This is a genomic window from Kribbella sp. NPDC026596, from assembly GCF_040638415.1.
Taxonomy (GTDB): domain Bacteria; phylum Actinomycetota; class Actinomycetes; order Propionibacteriales; family Kribbellaceae; genus Kribbella.
The window spans coordinates 1-16,312 of sequence record NZ_JBEZYF010000091.1 but is presented as its reverse complement, the minus strand read 5'-3'; the positions used below and the strand labels follow the sequence as shown (position 1 = coordinate 16,312).

Below are 16,312 nucleotides of genomic sequence, written 5' to 3'. Positions count from 1 at the left end.
TCAGAACATGTAGGTCGAGTTGATGATGGCGCCCTTGCGGGCATAGTGGATCAGCGCGTCCTGGACGTCCAGTGGGTGGGTCGGGATGACGCCCTCGATCAGGTCCTCCTCGCGAGCGCCGTGCAGGGACAGTCCGAACCGGCAGCAGTACACCTTGCCCCCCTCGGCGATGAACGTCTTCAGCGACTCGTTGATGTTGTGCTCGCCGGGGAACGCCGAGTTCCCGGTGGTCGGGAAGCCGCGGGTGGCCAGGCAGTTCAGCGAACCGGGGCCGTAGAAGTAGATCGCGGACTCGAATCCCTTCCGCTGCGCGCGAGTCGCCTGCAGGATGGCGACGAAGCTGACCGAGGACTCGTGCGCGATGCCGTGCACCAGGGTGAAATAGGTCTCGCCGTCCTCGGCCTGATAGTCCGGGAACACCTTGGTGCCGCCGTAGATGCTGGAGCCCTGCGGCAGCGAGGGATGCGGGATCTCCTCGAGGCTCTTGGTCTCGAGATCGGTCAGTTCGGCCGTTTCGGGCATGTCGTTTCTCCTTGTGTGGTGTGGATGTGAGTCAGTCGTAGAGGTGTGCGAAGGTGCGGTGGAAGACCAGGTCGCCGAGTTCGCCGTCGCCCATCGCGGCCCGCATCCGGGCCAGCTCGCCGGCGTGATCGCCCCACGGCTGGTCACTGGCGAACAGCACCCGGTCGTGCCCGATGCCGCGGCGTTCGATCTCGGCGGCCAGCCAGCCCGGAGCGAAGCCGATCGCCCAGGACAGATCGGTGTAGACGCGTTTCCCGGTCTCGATCCAGTCGAAGAACCGCGCACCGATCAGCTTGATGTGCCCGCTCATCCCGCCACCGAAGTGGACCAGGTGCAGGGCGACGTCATCGGCGTACGTCTCGACCAGCCGGCCGATGTGGTCGATGTCCGAGGCGGCGCCGGGTGAGGTGTGGACGTGCACGACGAGCCCGTTCCGCCGTGCCGTCGCGAAGATCTCGTCCAGCTGCGGTCGGACCGCGTCGTCGGTCGGATGACCGCCGAGCAGGAAGCTCAGCTTGAGCGCCCGTACTCCCGGCTCGGTGGCCAGGGTGAGAGCTTTGGCGGTGAGTTCGGCGTCCTGCGGCCGCGGTGAGACCCAGAGGCCGGCGCGGATCCGGTCGTCCCGGGCCGCTGCCTCGATGACCAGTTCGTTGAAGGCGAACGAGATGGCGACGTCCGGAAGACCGTAGTTCGGGATCACCAGCGCGCGGTCGGTGCGCTCGGCATCGAGGTCGGCGAGAAGTTCGTCCACGGTCGCGCGTGCGGTGATATCGGGGTTCACCGGAGGCCCGCCGTAGAAGGGATATGCGGGCAGGACGCCTAGGTGCCGATGGGCGTCGGACACTCTCATCTCACGCCACCGTCCGCTGCGCACGTGGCAGACCGGCGATCCAGTGCACGCCCGCCCGCTGTTCGGTGATCCGTTCGGCGACGTACTGCGCGTCGTCCGCAACGCCACCGAAGCGACCCGAACCCCACGTGTGCTGCCACGGCAGGCCGATGAAGTACAGACCCGGAACGCTGGTCACACCCCGGCGATGGGACGGGTAGCCGCGGCCGTCGAACACCGGCACCCGGATCCATCCGTCGTCACGACGGAATCCGGTGCTCCAGACAACGGCCCCGATTCCTTGCAGGGACAGCGAGTCCGGCGTCTGGTCCGGCTCCCAGACCGGTTGGTAGCGGGCTTCCTCGGGCGTTTCGATCCCCTCGGCGGTGATGAACGCGTCGATGGAGTCTTTGATCCCTTCGGAGACCGCGTCGGCGTGGTCGAGGTTCTGCGTCAGGTCGCCGGCGAACCGCAGCACCTGCTGATCGGCGTCGACCAGCCGGCCGTAGAGCCGCATCCCCTCGAGCGCGAACCGCCGCAGGTCGATGTCGCGGCCACCGTCGCGACCGGTGACGTAGTGGTTCACGCGGAACCGGACGGCGTCGACGTCGTCGAACTCGTCGATTCCCCTGCGGTAGTAGCCCATTCGCTCCAGCCACGCGACTACGTCGAGCCCGCGGTAGAACCGCGCCACCCGCGGAGCGCTGCCGGTGACCAGATGCACCGTGCGCCCTGCCAGGTGCAGGTCCTCGGCGATCTGGCAGCCGGACTGACCCGTCCCGACCACCACGATCTCCCCGGGCGGCAAGTGATCAGGGTTCTTGTACTGCGAGGAATGTAACTGGGGCACTGTCAGCCGTTCGGCGACGCGCGGAATGCGGGGGAGTTGGTACGGACCGGTTGCGACCACCACCTGGTCCGCCGTGACGACGCCTTGCGTGGTGGTGATCCGGAACCCGGCATCGAGCCGCGTCGCCCGGACTCCCTCGACGATCGGAACGTCGTACGCCCGCCGGTAGCTCTCCAGGTAGGCGACGATCTCGTCGCGGACCATGAAGCCGTCCGGGTCCGGTCCGTCGTACGGGAATCCCGGCAGGCGGCACTGCCAGTTCGGCGTCACCAGACAGAACGAGTCCCAGCGCCGCTCGCGCCACTCACTCCCGACCCGATCCGCTTCCAGAACAAGGTGATCCAGGCCCTGCCGGGTCAGCTGCCAACTGGCCGCGAGCCCGGCCTGACCACCGCCGACCACCACGACGGGGAAGTGCGCACCGTCGGCGAGTTGCATGCGGGCTCCTGGGGTTTCGATCCGTCCTGGATGACATCCAGTGAAGAACCAGCCGATTGCCGCACAATTGCCCCCGGAACAAACTCACGTTTCCAAACCGTCCCCGCGGGTTTCGCGTGTGTAACCACGATCAGCCCACGCCAGTTGTCTCAGGCACGCAAAGACACGTTATTTGCCCTGGGCTACAACACCGCCGCCGGGTAGCGGTCAGGCGGGGATGACAGCCGTCGATCGCCGGGCGGCGACGACCGCGGCGATCGCGCCGGCCGACAGGACTGCCGCGAAGCCGATCATCGACGGGCGCAATCCGGCGTGCCGGATGACCAGGCTGAAGGCGATCGAGGGCAGGCCCATCCCGAGGTAGGCGAGCACGAAGAACGTCGCCAGCACACCGGCGCGCGAGGCGGGTTCGGCGGTGCGGACCGCCTGGGTGACGGCACTCTTGAACATCATGCCGGCGCCGGCGCCGGCCAACGCGGCCGCGGTCAGCGCGAGCCAAAGCGCCGGGTGGTAGAGCGAGGCCGCTGTCAACGCCAGGCCGATCGGGAACAGCGTCGTGCCGATGGCGAGCACGGACCTGTCCGTCAGCCGCACGAGGGCGAGCTGAGCGCCGGCCGAGGCGGCGAAGGCGGTGAACGGCGCGAGCCCTGCGATGAAGTACGACGTGATGCCGAGCTCACCGCGGACGATGATCGCGCCCAGCGAGGAGAACAGGCCCATCACGGCGAAGGCGAAGGCCCCGACGGCGGCGGCCGTACCGAAGGCGGCCCCCTGCCCAGGCTTCAGGGCGAACCGCACCGGCCGGATCCGATCAGTCACCTCGGTGTCTATGGTCTCCGGACTCATGAGGACCAGCAGCAGCAGGAGTGCCATCAGGCCGGCGAACAGGATGTACCCGGTCCGCAGCGGCGCCGGGCCCCACTGTGCGAGAGCGCCTCCGACGAGCGGGCCGAGCGCCAGGCCGCCCAGGTTCGCGGCCGCGGCCACCAACGTGGGTACGGCGGAGCCCGTCCGGCCGGGACGTGCCTCGTGGAACAGGTCAGTGAGGTACGCCGTCGCGGTCGATGCCATCAGCCCGATCGTGACGCCGGTCAGGATACGGCCGACGATCAGCCCCGGCAGTGCGGGCCAGACCGCCAGGTCCACGGCCGCGAGTACGCCGACCAGCGACGCGGGCACGATGATCCGCCGACGGCCGAGCCGATCGGACAAATGGCCGAGCAGCAGGAAGGAGGCCGCGGCGCCGATGACCAGGACGGCGAAAGCGATCGTCACCGTGGTCGCCCCGAAATGATCCCGCTGCTGGTAGATCGGCCACAGCGGGGTGGGCACGGTGCCGAACGCCATCAGGGTCAGGAAGGCGCCGGTGACGAACCAGAACCCGGCGGTGTACCGGCCGCGCCGGGCCAGGGCGTGGACGGATGGTGCGATGGTGCTCATCAGTTGTTTCTCCTTGCAGAGTCCGGTGGACACTTGATGAGAACCGGGCTGGAGCCGGCGGCGATACCAGCTTTCGTGCACCGGAAAGAGATGAATTCCATCTCTGTCGGAGATACAGTTCAGCGTGGAACTCCGGCACCTGCGCCATTTCGTCGCGCTCGCGGAAGAGCGCAGCTTCACCCGGGCCGCGGCCCGGGAACTCATCGTCCAGTCCGGCCTGTCCACGTCGATCCGGGCTCTCGAGAAGGACGTCGGCGCACTGCTGTTTGTCCGTGGCACCCGGCCGGTGCGGTTGACCGCCGAGGGTTCGGCGCTCCTTCCGGCGGCCCGGCACGCGCTCGACGCGGCGGACGCGGCTCAGCAGGCCGTGCAGGACGCGCACGGCGTACTCGCGGGGACCTTGCGGATCGGCGCGCTGCAGTCGAGTGGACACCGGCTGCCGGTGTCGTCCTGGGTGGCGGAGTTCGCGCTCGCGCATCCTCGGGTCGACATCTCGGTGCAGCAACTGCCGGCGCTGCAGATGGTGGACCTGGTGGCGGACGGACGCCTCGACTGCGCGCTGGTCTCGTTGGACGACACGCGGTCTGATCTCGAAGCTGTGCCACTCGAGGCGGAGCCCGTCATGCTGGCCGTCGCCACCAGCCATCGGCTGGCGCAGGCGGACTCCGTCACGCTTGACCAGCTAGAGGGGGAGCGATTCGTCGAGCCGCCGGCGCAATGGACGATCAGGGAAGTGGTCGACATCGCGTTCCGTCAGGCCGGGCTGACCCGCCGGATCGCGTGCGAGGTGAACGAGTGGACGATGCTGATCGACCTGGTCGCGGCCGGAGTCGGCGTCACGCTGACGCCGGCCGACTTCGATCTCGCCCCGCGAGTCGCCGGAGCCATCACCTTCGTGCCGCTCGCCGGAGTCGAACTGGTCCGCCGGATCGACCTGGTCCTGCCACGGGGCCACGCCGCGAGCCCGGCCGCCCGCCGCTTCCGCGAGTACGTCGTCCGTCGGGAATGACGGTCGCCTACGTAGTGTCGTGAAGATCCGTGGATCCGGCCCGTGCGTGCGGACGCATGGTGCGTGGCCATGTGCTCTCGTGTACGCCGAGCTGATCTCAGGGGTGTGGGTTGCGGGTGAGTTCGAGTACCGGGATTGTGCGGATTCCGGCGGTTCGGCGTTGGTATTCGGCGAAGCCGGGGTAGCGGTGGGCTTGTTCGGCGTAGATGCGGTCGTGGTCCGCGCCGGTCACCTCGTGGACGGTGACCTGGTAGGTCTGGGTGCCGCGTTCGATCGTGGCGTCGCCGGCGGCGGTCAGGTTGATGTACCAGTCCGGGTTGGTGGGTGCGCCGCTCTTGGTTGCGAAGACGTAGATGATGTCCGGGTCGGTGTCGTGTGGGAGGTACATGGCCGGGGTGACGTACTCCCGTCCGCTCTTGCGGCCGCGATGATGCAACAGCACCATCGGAGCGCCTTCGAAGGCCCCGCCGACCTTGCCCTCGTTCGCCCGGAACTCCGCGATCGTCTTCGCGTTCCAGTCCTGCGGCTCAGCCATGTCGAATCCTTTCATTCAGACGCTAGGCGGTGACGCGTTCCGCGCGGGCGAGATGGGCAGACAGAAGCTGCCCGGCCCGGTCCAGTGCTGTGACTGCTTCGTCGACCGCCGGCGGATTCTCCCGCGAAGCCGATGTGTGAGGGCGCGGTGCCATTGTGCAGGAGGGCTTCGTAGGCGGCCAGTGCGTCGTCGACCTCTCCTGTTGCGTGCTCACGAAGGATCTCCCTCGGTGGGGATTCGGCCGGCGGGCCACTGCGAGTCTTGCCGTCCGGCACCCAAACGGAATCACCGGATTATGGTGATTCCTGTGTGACCGCCCGCAGGCAGATCGACGGACACTGACGGGTGATGGGGGGATGGGGCTATGGGCGTCGACGTTGTGTTCTGGAGTGTGGTGGCGGCGCGGTTCGTGCTGCCGTTGTTCATTCCGAAGTATCCGTTGCCGGCGATCATCGGGTGTCTGGTGCTGGATGCGGCGGATCAGACGATCTTCCAGGCGTTCGGGTTCAATCCGCCGTTCTACCAGAGCTACGACAAGGCGATGGACGTGTTCTATCTGTCCGTTGCGTACACGGCCGGCTTGCGGAACTGGGCGAATCTGTCGGCGTTCCGGATCAATCGGTTCCTGTTCTTCTACCGGCAGATCGGTGTGGTGGCGTTCGAGCTGACTGGCCTGCGTTGGCTGTTGCTGGTGTTCCCGAACACGTTCGAGTACTTCTTCATCGCTTACGAGACTGTCCGCACGCGGTGGAATCCGCTGCGCGGCGGGTTCAGGTTCTGGCTGATCGTCGCTGGTGCGATCTGGGTCTTCATCAAGCTGCCGCAGGAGTACTGGATTCACATCGCGAAGCTCGACTTCACCGACACGGTCCGTGACGTCCCGTGGTTCGGTCCGGTGGTTCTGGCCGGCATCCTCGCGCTGATCGCGGTCCTGCTGTTCGTCGTACGGCCTCGGCTACCGCAGGCTGACTGGTCGCTGCGGCTCGCGGCCGACCCGTTGCCGGCTGCGATCGCCACCGCGAGCGAACGGGCCGCGTTCCAGGCCCGGCACCGGAAGGTCTTCGACGAGGCGGCACTGGAGAAGATCTTCCTGATCGGACTGATCAGCGTGATCTACGGCCGGGTCCTGCCCGGGGTCGAGGCGACGAGCCTGCAGATCTTCCTCGGCGTCGCCTTCTACGCGATCATCAACGCCGCACTCGGACTGTGGGCGGCCAAGCGAGGTCACTCGTGGCAGTCCGCCGGGATCTCGTTCCTGGTCGTGTTCGTCACCAACATCGTCTTGGTCTCGACCGCGGCCCTGCTGCTGCGGCGAGGCGAGGGTCGCCTCGAGCCGATCGACACCCTGTTCTTCATCTTCCTGTTCAGCATCCTGACCACGCTCTACGACCGCTACCGCCCGATCCACGACTACCGCGTCGAGTTGGCCCGAGCCGAAACAACCACCGGGGGCAGTGACCTTGCCTGAGTCTCTGGCGCGCAGCTTGGCGACTTCTGGTGATCTCCATGAAGGTACGGGTCGAAGCGTGCACCCGCCGATCGCGGACTGGTACGGATCGACGGCGCCGCTCTCGCTGTTGTCGCCGATCGGGATGCCACCGGTGAAGTGTGCCGAGGCGGTCCGGTTGATGACCTCGAACGGCAGCGCTCCCTCGTGGCCGCCCATCACAGTCGCCATCCGATCGACGAACGTCTCGACGACGGGAATGTGCACCGACGGAGGCGTCCCGGTGTGGCGGCTTCGCAGTACTCCGTCGTGCCAGTAGAGCTCGATCGAGGTGTCGGTCGTCTGCGAGCAGAGCATGACCACGGTCCGTTCAGCCCAGTTGCGTGCGTCGTCGAAGCTGAGGACGGACTTCGGGTGCTCGATCAGTTGCTTGACCCAGCCGGCGGTCGGATGCTTCTGCTCACCGTGCTGGTGGTAGGTCACCAGGAACGCGAACAGGTCGTTCCCGACACCCCAGTAGACGGGCTCGATGCTCGTGACCGGGTCGGGCCAGACGCCGGAGGTGATCGACACCGACCCCGGCGTCAGACGGATCCGGTCCGGATCGCGCTCCCACTCCGCGTGGGTCCGGGTGATCGCCAGAAGCTGCTCGGAGTTCGTCCGCGCACGCTGGCCCAGCTGGCTGGAGATCCCCGGCAGCCGTCCCTTGTGCTGCATGTGCAGCAAGAGCCTCGCCGAGCCGTACGCGTGGGCGGCAACGATCACCTGCTCGGCCGTGTACTTGTGATGCCCCGAGTGCGCGGCTCGTTGAGCCCACCCCGGATGGCGCGCGTGGACCTCGAACCCACCTCCCTCGAGAGGGACCAGGTCGTGGACCTCGTGCAGTTCGTGGATGCGGGCGCCGACGACAGCCGATATTGCACTTCCCGCACGAGATGCACCCTGTACGACGCGGTCCGGCCCCACCGAAGTACGGGTCTTCCGCCTCGACTCCCGGACTTCCGAAGTACACCCCGACCGTGATGCTCGCCTACTCCGGTGCGTCGAAAGCTGTTTGGGCGGCACGTAAAGCGTGTTCGCCACAAGAAGCCGGGCAGATGCCACTGGCTCTTCGGGATGTCCGCGTCGTTCCACCGTTTGCCGGACTCCCGGACACCGACCCGGTACCCCTTCTCCGCGGCACGCAGCGCGGCGACGCTGCCGCCGAACCCGGAGCCGACGATCAGCACGTCGTAGTCGAAGTTCGTCATCGAACTCTCCCTCCTAGGCCAACCTGTCACCACCACAGTCGCGTCCGGAGGTCACCCATCGCGCCAGTGGATCACCCTGGTCCGCCGGCGGCCTGGGTACGGGCGCGAGCGGCCTGGTCGAAGGGGGTGTGTCCTCCGACCAGGGAATTACACGGATGCGACGCGCTCCGCACGGGGCCATCGTGGGATTCGAACCCATACGTTCGATGACCGTGCCGCAGAACCTGCGGAGGAGGAGCATGATGAAGAGCAATCGAGTCACACCGCTGGGAGCCATCACGCGGGGGCTGATCGTGGGGACCATCGGGACCCTCGCAATGGACACGCTGTTGTACGCGGAGTATCGGAGCGGTGGCGGCAAGCGCGAATTCAGCCGCTGGGAGTTCTCCGCCGGCATCCAGAACTGGGAGCAGGCACCTGCCCCGGCACAGGTCGGACGACGGTTGTTCGAGGGCCTGTTCCAGCGCGAGCTGCCCGACAGTCGGGCCGCCCTGGTCAACAACATCACGCACTGGGCGTTCGGGATCCTGAACGGCGCCGCGTACGGCGTGGTCGCCGGGTCCGCGCCCAAGCCCCGAGCCTGGTACGGCGCGATCTTCGGCGCAGGCGTCTGGGGATCCGGGTACGTCGTACTCCCGGCAGCGAAGCTCTACAGCCCGATCTGGAAGTACAACTACAACGTCCTGGGCAAGGATCTCAGCGCCCATCTGGTGTACGGACTGAGCACCGCGACGGCATTCAAGCTGGCCATCGCCGCGAGGAGATCGCGGCGGCGACCGTAACGTTGCCTGACGCAACAGTTCGGCGAACGGGTGTTCAGGGTCATGATGGTTGGAGCGACGGATGAGATCCGTGTAAAGGGAGGGAAGGGGAATGACGCCTGAGTCTCTGGCGCGCAGTCTTGCGACTTCGGGTGATCTGCATGAAGGTCCGGGGCGAAGTGTGCACCCGCCGATCGCGGACTACGCCTTCCTGTCGGATTGTGAGTCCAACTGCCTGATCGCGCCCAGTGGGGCGGTGGAGTGGATGTGTTTGCCGCGGCACGATTCACCCAGTGTGTTCGGGGCGATTCTTGACCGCGCCGCGGGGAGCTTCCGGCTTGGTCCGTACGGCGTACAGGTGCCGGCCGCGCGTCGGTATCTGCCCGGCAGCCTGATGCTCGAGACGACCTGGAAGTCACCGACGGGCTGGCTGATCGTCCGCGATGCCCTGCTCACTGGTCCGTGGCACAACGTCTCCGAGCGGTCCGCGACGCACCGCCGTACGCCGACCGACTACGACGCCGAACATTGTCTTCTGCGTACCGTCAAATGCGTCAGCGGCGCGGTGGATCTGTCGATGGTGTGCGAACCGATGTTCGAATACGGCCGCCGGGAAGCACATTGGCGGTACGACGGTCCCGGATACGGCGAGGCGGTGGCTCACTGCCCTGAATCGGCCCACGATGTCACTCTGACGCTGACGACGGATCTACGCCTCGGTCTGGAGGGCCGCACGGCCCAGGCCCGGACTCGGATGTCGCAAGGCGATACGGCGTTCGTGGCGCTGTCGTGGTCGGTCCTGGCGCCGCCGCGGACCTGGGCGGAAGCCCTCGAGAGGATGCGGCGAACGGCCGAGTACTGGCGGCAATGGATCAACGTCGGCGTCTTCCCGGATCACCCGTGGAGCCCCTACCTGGCGCGCAGCGCGCTCACCTTGAAGGGACTCACCTTCGCGCCCACCGGGGCACTGCTCGCCGCCGCGACGACGTCCCTGCCGGAGACGCCGGCCGGTGAGCGGAACTGGGACTACCGCTACTCGTGGGTCCGTGACTCCACGTTCGCGCTCTGGGGGCTGTACACCATCGGGCTCGATCGCGAGGCGAACGACTTCTTCTCGTTCCTCACCGAGATGTGTGACGGCGACCACGACATCCAGATCATGTACGGCATCGGCGGCGAACGCGAACTGCCCGAGCAGACGCTGGACCACCTGACCGGTTACGAAGGCGCGAGACCGATCCGGGTCGGTAATGCCGCCTATTTGCAGGGCCAGCACGATGTGTGGGGAGCCATCCTCGATTCGATCTACCTGCATGCCAGGTCGCGCGACCAGGTGACCGAACGCCTGTGGCCGTTCCTCAAGCGGCAGGTAGAGGCGGCCTCGAAGCACTGGCGCGAGCCCGACCAGGGGATCTGGGAATCACGGGGTGAACCGCAGCACTACACCTCGTCCAAGCTGATGTGCTGGGTCGCCATGGATCGTGGTGCCAAGCTGGCCCGGCTGCACGACGAACCCGGATTCGCCGATGACTGGCAGGCCGTCGCCGACGAGATCCGCCAGGACATCTGTACGAACGGTGTCGACGACAGAGGCGTGTTCGTCCAGCGCTACGGCGCCACCACCCTCGATGCCTCGTTGTTGCTCCTGCCTCTGCTGCGGTTCCTGCCGGCCGACGACCCGCGGGTTCGCGCGACCGTACGAGCGATTGCCGACGAGCTCACCCAAGAGGGGATGGTGCTGCGCTACCGCGTCTCGGAGACCGACGACGGGATGCACGGTGCCGAGGGAACGTTCACGATCTGCTCGTTCTGGCTGGTGTCCGCACTGGTCGAGATCGGCGAACTGGACGAGGCCACCGCGCTGTGCGAGAAGCTCCTGTCCTACGCCAGCCCGCTCGGCCTCTATGCCGAGGAGATCGACCCGCTCAGCGGGCGGCACCTCGGCAACTTCCCGCAGGCCTTCACCCACCTGGCCCTGATCAACGCCATCACCCACATCATCCGCGCCGAACAAGCAGAGGGCACGAACACCTCCATTCCGACGCACCAGCGACTCTGATCGATACGAGATGCGCCCGTGGACGACGACACGCTCACCGTGGTACGGGTGGATCAACCGGGCGTTGCCTGCCGACGAGCTCGACGACTTCGTTCGTACGCTCGCTCACCGGATCGCCGGCTTCCCTGGCGCGGGCCAGGTCGCGGTCGCTCGGCCGAACGCTCGCTGACCTGCCCGATCGCTGAACCAGGAAGCACTCGTCGTCAACGGTGTCGCGGACCCGGAGACCGTGGACAAGGCTCGGCGTACGACCGAACCGACGAGACACAACACATGCAGGGCGTCCGACCTCGGACGCGCTGCGGCTGTGTCACATCTTGCCGGGCTGTTCGGTCGTAGAGGTGTAAATCAGCAGATCGGATACTCCCTGGAAAGGATGCCCCCTTATGAAGACCATCGTTCTCGTCCACGGCTTCTGGGTGACCCCGCGCAGCTGGGAACACTGGATCGACCGCTACCAGCGGGCCGGCTACCACGTGATCGCGCCCGCCTACCCGGGGTTCGAGGTGGAGGTCGAGGCACTCAACGCCGACCCGACGCCGATCGAGGCGTTGACGGCCCCGGCGATCATCTCGCACCTGGAGTCGGTGGTCGGCGCCCTCGACGAGCCGCCGATCATCATCGGTCACTCCGCGGGCGGTGCGTTCACGCAGGTCCTGCTGGACCACGGATTCGGCGTCGCAGGGGTTGCGATCAACTCTGCGCCGACCGAGGGGGTGCGCGTCATCCCGCTGTCCCAGCTCAAGGCGACGTTCCCGGTACTGAAGAACCCGGCGAACCGGCACAAGGCTGTCGGCCTGACGCCTGAGCAATGGAAGTACACGTTCGCCAACACCTTCACCGAGGAAGAGTCCCTCGAGCTCTACAAGCGGTACCACGTCCCGGCATCCGGGCGGATCTTCTGGAACAGCGTGCTGGCGAACTTCGAGCCCGGCCCGCAGGACGTCCACGTCGACTACCACAACGACAACCGACCGCCGTTGCTGTTCGTGTCCGGCAGCGAGGACCACCTCATGCCGCCGAGCGTGCAGCGGTCCAACGCCAAGCACTACAAGTCGTCGAAGACCATCACCGAGGTCAAGGAGTACGAGGGGATGCCGCACCTGCTGCCCGCGCAGAAGGGTTGGGAAGAGGTCGCCGACTACGCTCTGGCCTGGGCCGAGAAACAAGCCGGCTGGCCGGCCACGACCAGCGCCTGAACGACGTTAGGAGGAGTCATGGCCACTGATCGCAACGATCCGACTGGCTTTGAGGCGGACATCAAGCCCTTGTTTCGCGAAAAGGACCGCCAAGCGATGCTGAGGCACTTCGACCTCTGGTCACACGACGACGTCAGCCGCCATGCCGAACGCATCCTCGCGCGCCTCCGAGAAGGCACCATGCCCTGCGACCACGCCTGGCCCCAAGAGCAGACCGACCTCTTCCAGCGATGGGCCGAAACCGGAAGCCGCGAGTAGGCGGCCCGCGGCCTGACGAACGCTCGGATCACCGGCTCAGCTGACTGTGCCGGCAGTACCCGAGCCCCTGACCCGGGCAGCGTGGATCGGCCCACTGGGGGATCGACGGACTCCAGCACGTCCGGGCTTGATAATGCGGCCTGGGCCGTGGTCGACGATGCAAGCGCCCGCGCCAGGGCGGGGGAGGGACCTGGTGGTCCGTCCGTCGGCCGCGTGGACGGGTGCGACCTGCTGGCAGTGGCGCTGCCGCTGCGTGGGGTCGCCGCGGACGTCTCCTACCTCGGTGCGGTCATCGATCAGCTCGACGGACCGATCGTCCTGGTCGGCCATTCGTACAGCGGCAGCGTGATCACGGCAGCCGGTGTCGCAGACAAGGTGGCCGGGCTGGTGTACGTGGCCGGGTTCGTGCCCGAGGAGGGTGAGAGCATCGCCGATCTGCAGGCGATCTACCCATCGCTTGCGATGGGCAACTTCCTCCAGCCCCGGCCGCTGCCGGACGGGAGCGCCGAGCTGTCGGTCGATCCCGGGCGTTTCCGCGACATTTTCTGTGCCGACGTACCCGAGGACGATGCGATGTTCATGGCGCATGCCCAGCGTCCGCTCGTCGCGACCGCCTTCGAGGACCCGGTTGCCGCCGCCGCCTGGAAGACCAAGCCCTCCTGGGGTGTCTTCGGTACGGCCGACAAGCCGATCGCCGCCCAGCTCCACCGCTACTCGTACGAGCGTGCCGGTTCGAAGACCACCGAGGTCGACGGCGCGTCCCACTTCCTCATGGTGTCGAAGCCGGACGTCGTCGCCGACGTCGTTCGCGAGGCCGCACAAGCCTGCTCGCGGAGCATGGTCGCCTGAGAGCATGACGAGGACTTCATGGACATCGTGTTGAAGGACATCCATGCCATGAACGGTGAGGCGGTCGCCCGCGAGCACATCGCGGGCGCCGTCGCCGCCGCTCACCTGGTGTACGCCGACGGTGCGACTCAGATCTTCGAGCGCAACGGGTCAACGAGCTACGCAGAGGATGGGCAGGTCACCCGGGGCGAATGGTACGTCGACAATCGCGGCCGGTTCTGCTCGTTCTGGCCACCGTCGTTCCGCGCGTGCTACCGCCTGCACTGGCTCGTCGAGGACGGCGCGATCGTGGGCCTGACGTTCGTCGACCTCAGCGAGAGATCACGTTTCGACGAGCGCTACTGCCATTAGCGGCGCTCAGGCGGTCAGCCGTTCCTCGGTCGAGGTGGAGAAGAGGTGCAGCTTGTCCGCGTCTGGTGCGAGGTGGACGAGGGTGCCTTTGTCGTTGTGTAGGCGGGTGCCGATGCGGGCGATGATCTGCTGCTTCTCGTCGGTGTGTTCGGCGGTGCCGTAGAGGAATGCGTCCGAGCCGAGTTCCTCGATCACCGCGACCTTCACGGGCAGGCCCGGGGCCGTCGCCGGGCCGACGCGGATCCGTCGCGGATCCCGGCCGCTCAGTACGTGACGAAGGACTTCCCGGTCCTGTCGGCGGGGCCGACGCCGCACACCGGGCCGGACCAGGCCGGGCACGGTGGCGAGGCGGGCGACGAGGTCGGTGTGCGGTGTGGGTAGGGCGGTGAGGCGAGCGATGTCGGCGTGGTCGAGGAGCCTTGTCCGGGTGCGGGGTGGGCGACGTCGTGGGCAGATGGACAGGTCAGATGAGGAGCGTGCGATCGGTGAGGTGGTCGACCGGCTGGCCAAGCAGTTTCTGCAGGTTCCCGCGGAGGCGGTCGAGCAGGTCGTGAGTCAGTCAGTCCCGCCCGGAGTTCGACGAGGTCCCGATCCGGGACTTCGTGCCGCTGTTCGTCGAGAGGGGCGCCAAAGCACGGCTACGCGAACTCGCATAGTCACGATTCGTGCACGACACCTTTCAACTGCTTGCCAGTCCGTCCGAGGTCTGGTGCCGTTGCTGCCTCGAATCTCAGCACGGCGACCACGCCGACGGAGAGGAGGCGACCGTGTCGGAGGGTGTGGAATACGCGCTGCAGGAAGCGGGTGCGGCGTTGCGACAGGCGGTCGAGGTGTTACGTCGTCGTCCGGTGGACGACGTGGCGGCGAAGGATCTAGTGGCGGAGTTTCACGAACTGCGGACGGTGATGTCGACCGCGGCCCTGCTGATGCAGTCGTTCGGTCTGCCGCGTTTCGCGGGTCTTCTGCACACCGAGGTGCAGCAAGGTTCCGCCGGCGTACTGGAGGGTGCCGACGCCGACCTGAGCGCCGCCTTCGACCACCTCAACCAGGCCGCATCGAGCCTCACGACCGCCCGGCAGGAACTCGACACCCTGCGCTGACCACTGGACGCGTCAGCCCGAGGCTTGGGAGGGACCGCCGTGTCCCGCGAGCCCGAGATGATCCGGACCGGAGTCTGGATCGTGGGCAGCAGGTCGCGTAGCACGAGCAGGTCGGTGGGGTACGCGCGGACGCAGCGCATCGAGTCGGCGAACCGGCGGCCCGCGTAGGCCTCGAGATAGTCGGCCCGGATGTGCTCAGGTACCGGGTACGCCGGAGTCAGACGCTCGACCGTGGGGCGACGAGGTGTGCGCGGGTACTGGAACAGGAATCCGTGGGTGGCGTCGGGATAGATCCGCAGCCGCGCGTTGGGCAGATGGTCGGCGAGGAGCTGGGAGTTCACCGTCGGGATCATCATGTCGTTGTTGCCGTTGGCAACGAGAGTGGGATAGGTGATGCCGGCCAGGCGGTTGAGCTGCTCGAGCTCGAGCACATCGAGGAACGCGGTCGCGTCGCGACCGTGGAAGTGTTGCAGGAACAGCAGCGGCGGCCGGCTGTCGTCGCTCGCACCGAAGCGCCGGTAGGCGTACGTGACGCCGTTGGTCGCTTGAATCGTCAGGATCGGGGCTGTCAGCGCCGAGAGCTCGGCCGCCGCTGTGGTGGTTGACATGGGAGTTTCTCTGTCAGGCCTTGACGTTGGCGTTGCGGGCTTCGATGGCCTTGACGGTGTTGGCGAAGGCCTTGGCCAGAACGCCCTTGCCGACGGTGCCGAGAACGAGTCCGAGCAATCGGCCCTTGAGGTTCTTGCCCTGGCGTACGACGACGGCGTCGACGGCGGTCGTGCCATCGGGCTGCGGGGTGAAGGTGTAGGTGTGGCCGGAGCTGCCGCCCCACACGTTGGAGTCCGTGGTCACCATGACGATGCGGTTCGGGTCGGACCAGTCGTAGTGCAGACGTTCCCAGACTCCGCCGGAGCCCTCGGTGACCTCGGCGTACTGCGGGCCTTGGACGTGGACCTGGAGGTAGTCGTCGGCGCTGTTGCCGAAGATCTTCGAGCGACCGGGGCCGAAGTCGATGAGAGCGGCCAGGAACTGTTCGGGCGACGCGGTGGTGATCGCGTGCAGATGGATGGTGGACATTTTCGTGCTCCTTGGTTGTGGTTGTTGACTTTCGAGACCACATTCCCGCCGTACTCGCGGCCTCGCACCAGTGGCTGACACGGGTGCCACCGCGTGTGCCTCGGGCCGGCCGACCTGATGGGACCCGTCGGCGCGGGCCGACGCGGCGGTCTGTGAATCAGTGTCGAGAGCAGGCGAGCAGACCTCGCATCTGCGGGTGGACAGTCCGTGCGGTCAGCCCGCCCCTGGGCCGAATGCGCCGGTGCGGGGCAGGTACTAGGCGATGGACCAGTGCTGTGCCCTGGGGTGACACGTCAACAACCGATCCACGGTGGTGGTAACGGAAACACCACCGAGGA

At 66.9% G+C, this 16,312-nt stretch carries 19 protein-coding genes and 1 pseudogene; 11 read left to right on the top strand and 9 right to left on the bottom strand.

Annotated elements, in window-relative coordinates; all coding sequences use genetic code 11:
* The 4 genes from AB0E63_RS41935 to AB0E63_RS41920 form a co-directional block, all read right to left on the bottom strand.
* On the bottom strand, positions 1-522 hold the full coding sequence (locus tag AB0E63_RS41935; protein ID WP_360379116.1) for an MSMEG_0572/Sll0783 family nitrogen starvation response protein: 522 nt from the start codon (positions 520-522) through the stop codon (positions 1-3).
* Positions 523-553: 31 nt separating this feature from the next.
* Positions 554-1,372: an amidohydrolase family protein gene (locus AB0E63_RS41930; protein ID WP_360379114.1), complete on the bottom strand. Its 819-nt coding sequence runs from the start codon at positions 1,370-1,372 to the stop codon at positions 554-556.
* Position 1,373: 1 nt separating this feature from the next.
* Positions 1,374-2,639 carry an MSMEG_0569 family flavin-dependent oxidoreductase gene (locus AB0E63_RS41925; RefSeq protein WP_360379112.1) on the bottom strand — a complete coding sequence of 422 codons (1,266 nt, stop codon included), beginning with the start codon at positions 2,637-2,639 and terminating at the stop codon, positions 1,374-1,376.
* Positions 2,640-2,846: 207 nt separating this feature from the next.
* On the bottom strand, positions 2,847-4,079 hold the full coding sequence (locus tag AB0E63_RS41920) for an MFS transporter (RefSeq protein WP_360379109.1): 1,233 nt from the start codon (positions 4,077-4,079) through the stop codon (positions 2,847-2,849).
* 124 nt (positions 4,080-4,203) lie between these two features.
* Here AB0E63_RS41920 and AB0E63_RS41915 point away from each other — a divergent pair, with 124 nt between their 5' ends.
* Positions 4,204-5,088, top strand: a complete 885-nt coding sequence (locus AB0E63_RS41915) for a LysR family transcriptional regulator (RefSeq protein WP_360379106.1) — start codon at positions 4,204-4,206, stop codon at positions 5,086-5,088.
* 97 nt (positions 5,089-5,185) lie between these two features.
* Here the strand turns inward: AB0E63_RS41915 and AB0E63_RS41910 are convergent, their stop codons facing one another.
* The gene (locus AB0E63_RS41910; RefSeq protein WP_360379104.1) at positions 5,186-5,623 is read right to left on the bottom strand and encodes a nitroreductase family deazaflavin-dependent oxidoreductase; all 438 of its coding nucleotides are present in this window, start codon (positions 5,621-5,623) and stop codon (positions 5,186-5,188) included.
* A gap of 364 nt (positions 5,624-5,987) precedes the next feature.
* Between AB0E63_RS41910 and AB0E63_RS41905 the strand changes: the two genes are divergently transcribed.
* Complete coding sequence (locus AB0E63_RS41905; protein ID WP_360379100.1) at positions 5,988-7,091, top strand: hypothetical protein; 1,104 nt, start codon at positions 5,988-5,990, stop codon at positions 7,089-7,091.
* Between the two features lie 508 nt (positions 7,092-7,599).
* Positions 7,600-7,857 (top strand): hypothetical protein, encoded by a 258-nt coding sequence (locus AB0E63_RS41900; RefSeq protein ID WP_360379097.1) that lies wholly within the window; start codon positions 7,600-7,602, stop codon positions 7,855-7,857.
* On the opposite strand, the gene AB0E63_RS41895 is transcribed toward AB0E63_RS41900, so the two are convergent.
* The gene (locus AB0E63_RS41895) at positions 7,832-8,320 is read right to left on the bottom strand and encodes an FAD-binding protein (protein WP_360379094.1); all 489 of its coding nucleotides are present in this window, start codon (positions 8,318-8,320) and stop codon (positions 7,832-7,834) included. The genes AB0E63_RS41900 and AB0E63_RS41895 overlap by 26 nt on opposite strands.
* A gap of 242 nt (positions 8,321-8,562) precedes the next feature.
* Here AB0E63_RS41895 and AB0E63_RS41890 point away from each other — a divergent pair, with 242 nt between their 5' ends.
* The 7 genes from AB0E63_RS41890 (at position 8,563) to AB0E63_RS41860 (ending at position 13,797) form a co-directional block, all read left to right on the top strand.
* Complete coding sequence (locus tag AB0E63_RS41890) at positions 8,563-9,102, top strand: DUF1440 domain-containing protein (protein ID WP_360379091.1); 540 nt, start codon at positions 8,563-8,565, stop codon at positions 9,100-9,102.
* Positions 9,103-9,193: 91 nt separating this feature from the next.
* Positions 9,194-11,140, top strand: a complete 1,947-nt coding sequence (locus AB0E63_RS41885) for a glycoside hydrolase family 15 protein (RefSeq protein ID WP_360379088.1) — start codon at positions 9,194-9,196, stop codon at positions 11,138-11,140.
* Positions 11,141-11,150: 10 nt separating this feature from the next.
* Positions 11,151-11,309, top strand: coding sequence for a hypothetical protein (locus AB0E63_RS41880; protein ID WP_360379086.1), 159 nt, complete (start codon positions 11,151-11,153; stop codon positions 11,307-11,309).
* Positions 11,310-11,526: 217 nt separating this feature from the next.
* On the top strand, positions 11,527-12,339 hold the full coding sequence (locus tag AB0E63_RS41875; protein WP_360379084.1) for an alpha/beta hydrolase: 813 nt from the start codon (positions 11,527-11,529) through the stop codon (positions 12,337-12,339).
* An 18-nt stretch (positions 12,340-12,357) separates the two neighbouring features.
* The gene (locus AB0E63_RS41870; RefSeq protein ID WP_360379082.1) at positions 12,358-12,597 is read left to right on the top strand and encodes a hypothetical protein; all 240 of its coding nucleotides are present in this window, start codon (positions 12,358-12,360) and stop codon (positions 12,595-12,597) included.
* Between the two features lie 147 nt (positions 12,598-12,744).
* Positions 12,745-13,446 carry an alpha/beta hydrolase gene (locus tag AB0E63_RS41865; protein ID WP_360379079.1) on the top strand — a complete coding sequence of 234 codons (702 nt, stop codon included), beginning with the start codon at positions 12,745-12,747 and terminating at the stop codon, positions 13,444-13,446.
* Between the two features lie 18 nt (positions 13,447-13,464).
* Complete coding sequence (locus AB0E63_RS41860; protein WP_360379076.1) at positions 13,465-13,797, top strand: hypothetical protein; 333 nt, start codon at positions 13,465-13,467, stop codon at positions 13,795-13,797.
* A 6-nt stretch (positions 13,798-13,803) separates the two neighbouring features.
* Here the strand turns inward: AB0E63_RS41860 and AB0E63_RS41855 are convergent, their stop codons facing one another.
* On the bottom strand, positions 13,804-14,307 hold the full coding sequence (locus tag AB0E63_RS41855) for a TOBE domain-containing protein (protein ID WP_360379073.1): 504 nt from the start codon (positions 14,305-14,307) through the stop codon (positions 13,804-13,806).
* A 56-nt stretch (positions 14,308-14,363) separates the two neighbouring features.
* Between AB0E63_RS41855 and AB0E63_RS41850 the strand changes: the two are divergent.
* Positions 14,364-14,453: pseudogene (locus AB0E63_RS41850) on the top strand (three-helix bundle dimerization domain-containing protein); the annotation flags it as partial.
* A 230-nt stretch (positions 14,454-14,683) separates the two neighbouring features.
* On the opposite strand, the gene AB0E63_RS41845 reads toward AB0E63_RS41850, so the two are convergent.
* Together AB0E63_RS41845 and AB0E63_RS41840 are read right to left on the bottom strand one after the other, a co-directional pair.
* A complete protein-coding gene (locus AB0E63_RS41845) occupies positions 14,684-15,505 on the bottom strand; it encodes an alpha/beta hydrolase (RefSeq protein ID WP_360379071.1) in 822 nt (273 codons plus the stop codon).
* A 13-nt stretch (positions 15,506-15,518) separates the two neighbouring features.
* Positions 15,519-15,974, bottom strand: a complete 456-nt coding sequence (locus AB0E63_RS41840; RefSeq protein WP_360379068.1) for a hypothetical protein — start codon at positions 15,972-15,974, stop codon at positions 15,519-15,521.
* Positions 15,975-16,312 lie beyond the last annotated feature (338 nt).

What these genes read in the sequence shown, in the direction of transcription:
- AB0E63_RS41885 (WP_360379088.1), top strand. Translation starts at nt 9,194, where the DNA reads ATGACGCCTGAGTCTCTGGCGCGCAGTCTTGCGACTTCGGGTGATCTG.
- AB0E63_RS41890 (WP_360379091.1), top strand. Translation starts at nt 8,563, where the DNA reads ATGAAGAGCAATCGAGTCACACCGCTGGGAGCCATCACGCGGGGGCTG.
- AB0E63_RS41840 (WP_360379068.1), bottom strand. Translation starts at nt 15,974, where the DNA reads ATGTCCACCATCCATCTGCACGCGATCACCACCGCGTCGCCCGAACAG.
- AB0E63_RS41930 (WP_360379114.1), bottom strand. Translation starts at nt 1,372, where the DNA reads ATGAGAGTGTCCGACGCCCATCGGCACCTAGGCGTCCTGCCCGCATAT.
- AB0E63_RS41860 (WP_360379076.1), top strand. Translation starts at nt 13,465, where the DNA reads ATGGACATCGTGTTGAAGGACATCCATGCCATGAACGGTGAGGCGGTC.
- AB0E63_RS41900 (WP_360379097.1), top strand. Translation starts at nt 7,600, where the DNA reads ATGCTCGTGACCGGGTCGGGCCAGACGCCGGAGGTGATCGACACCGAC.
- AB0E63_RS41895 (WP_360379094.1), bottom strand. Translation starts at nt 8,320, where the DNA reads ATGACGAACTTCGACTACGACGTGCTGATCGTCGGCTCCGGGTTCGGC.
- AB0E63_RS41870 (WP_360379082.1), top strand. Translation starts at nt 12,358, where the DNA reads ATGGCCACTGATCGCAACGATCCGACTGGCTTTGAGGCGGACATCAAG.
- AB0E63_RS41935 (WP_360379116.1), bottom strand. Translation starts at nt 522, where the DNA reads ATGCCCGAAACGGCCGAACTGACCGATCTCGAGACCAAGAGCCTCGAG.
- AB0E63_RS41925 (WP_360379112.1), bottom strand. Translation starts at nt 2,639, where the DNA reads ATGCAACTCGCCGACGGTGCGCACTTCCCCGTCGTGGTGGTCGGCGGT.
- AB0E63_RS41910 (WP_360379104.1), bottom strand. Translation starts at nt 5,623, where the DNA reads ATGGCTGAGCCGCAGGACTGGAACGCGAAGACGATCGCGGAGTTCCGG.
- AB0E63_RS41875 (WP_360379084.1), top strand. Translation starts at nt 11,527, where the DNA reads ATGAAGACCATCGTTCTCGTCCACGGCTTCTGGGTGACCCCGCGCAGC.
- AB0E63_RS41845 (WP_360379071.1), bottom strand. Translation starts at nt 15,505, where the DNA reads ATGTCAACCACCACAGCGGCGGCCGAGCTCTCGGCGCTGACAGCCCCG.
- AB0E63_RS41920 (WP_360379109.1), bottom strand. Translation starts at nt 4,079, where the DNA reads ATGAGCACCATCGCACCATCCGTCCACGCCCTGGCCCGGCGCGGCCGG.
- AB0E63_RS41880 (WP_360379086.1), top strand. Translation starts at nt 11,151, where the DNA reads ATGCGCCCGTGGACGACGACACGCTCACCGTGGTACGGGTGGATCAAC.
- AB0E63_RS41905 (WP_360379100.1), top strand. Translation starts at nt 5,988, where the DNA reads ATGGGCGTCGACGTTGTGTTCTGGAGTGTGGTGGCGGCGCGGTTCGTG.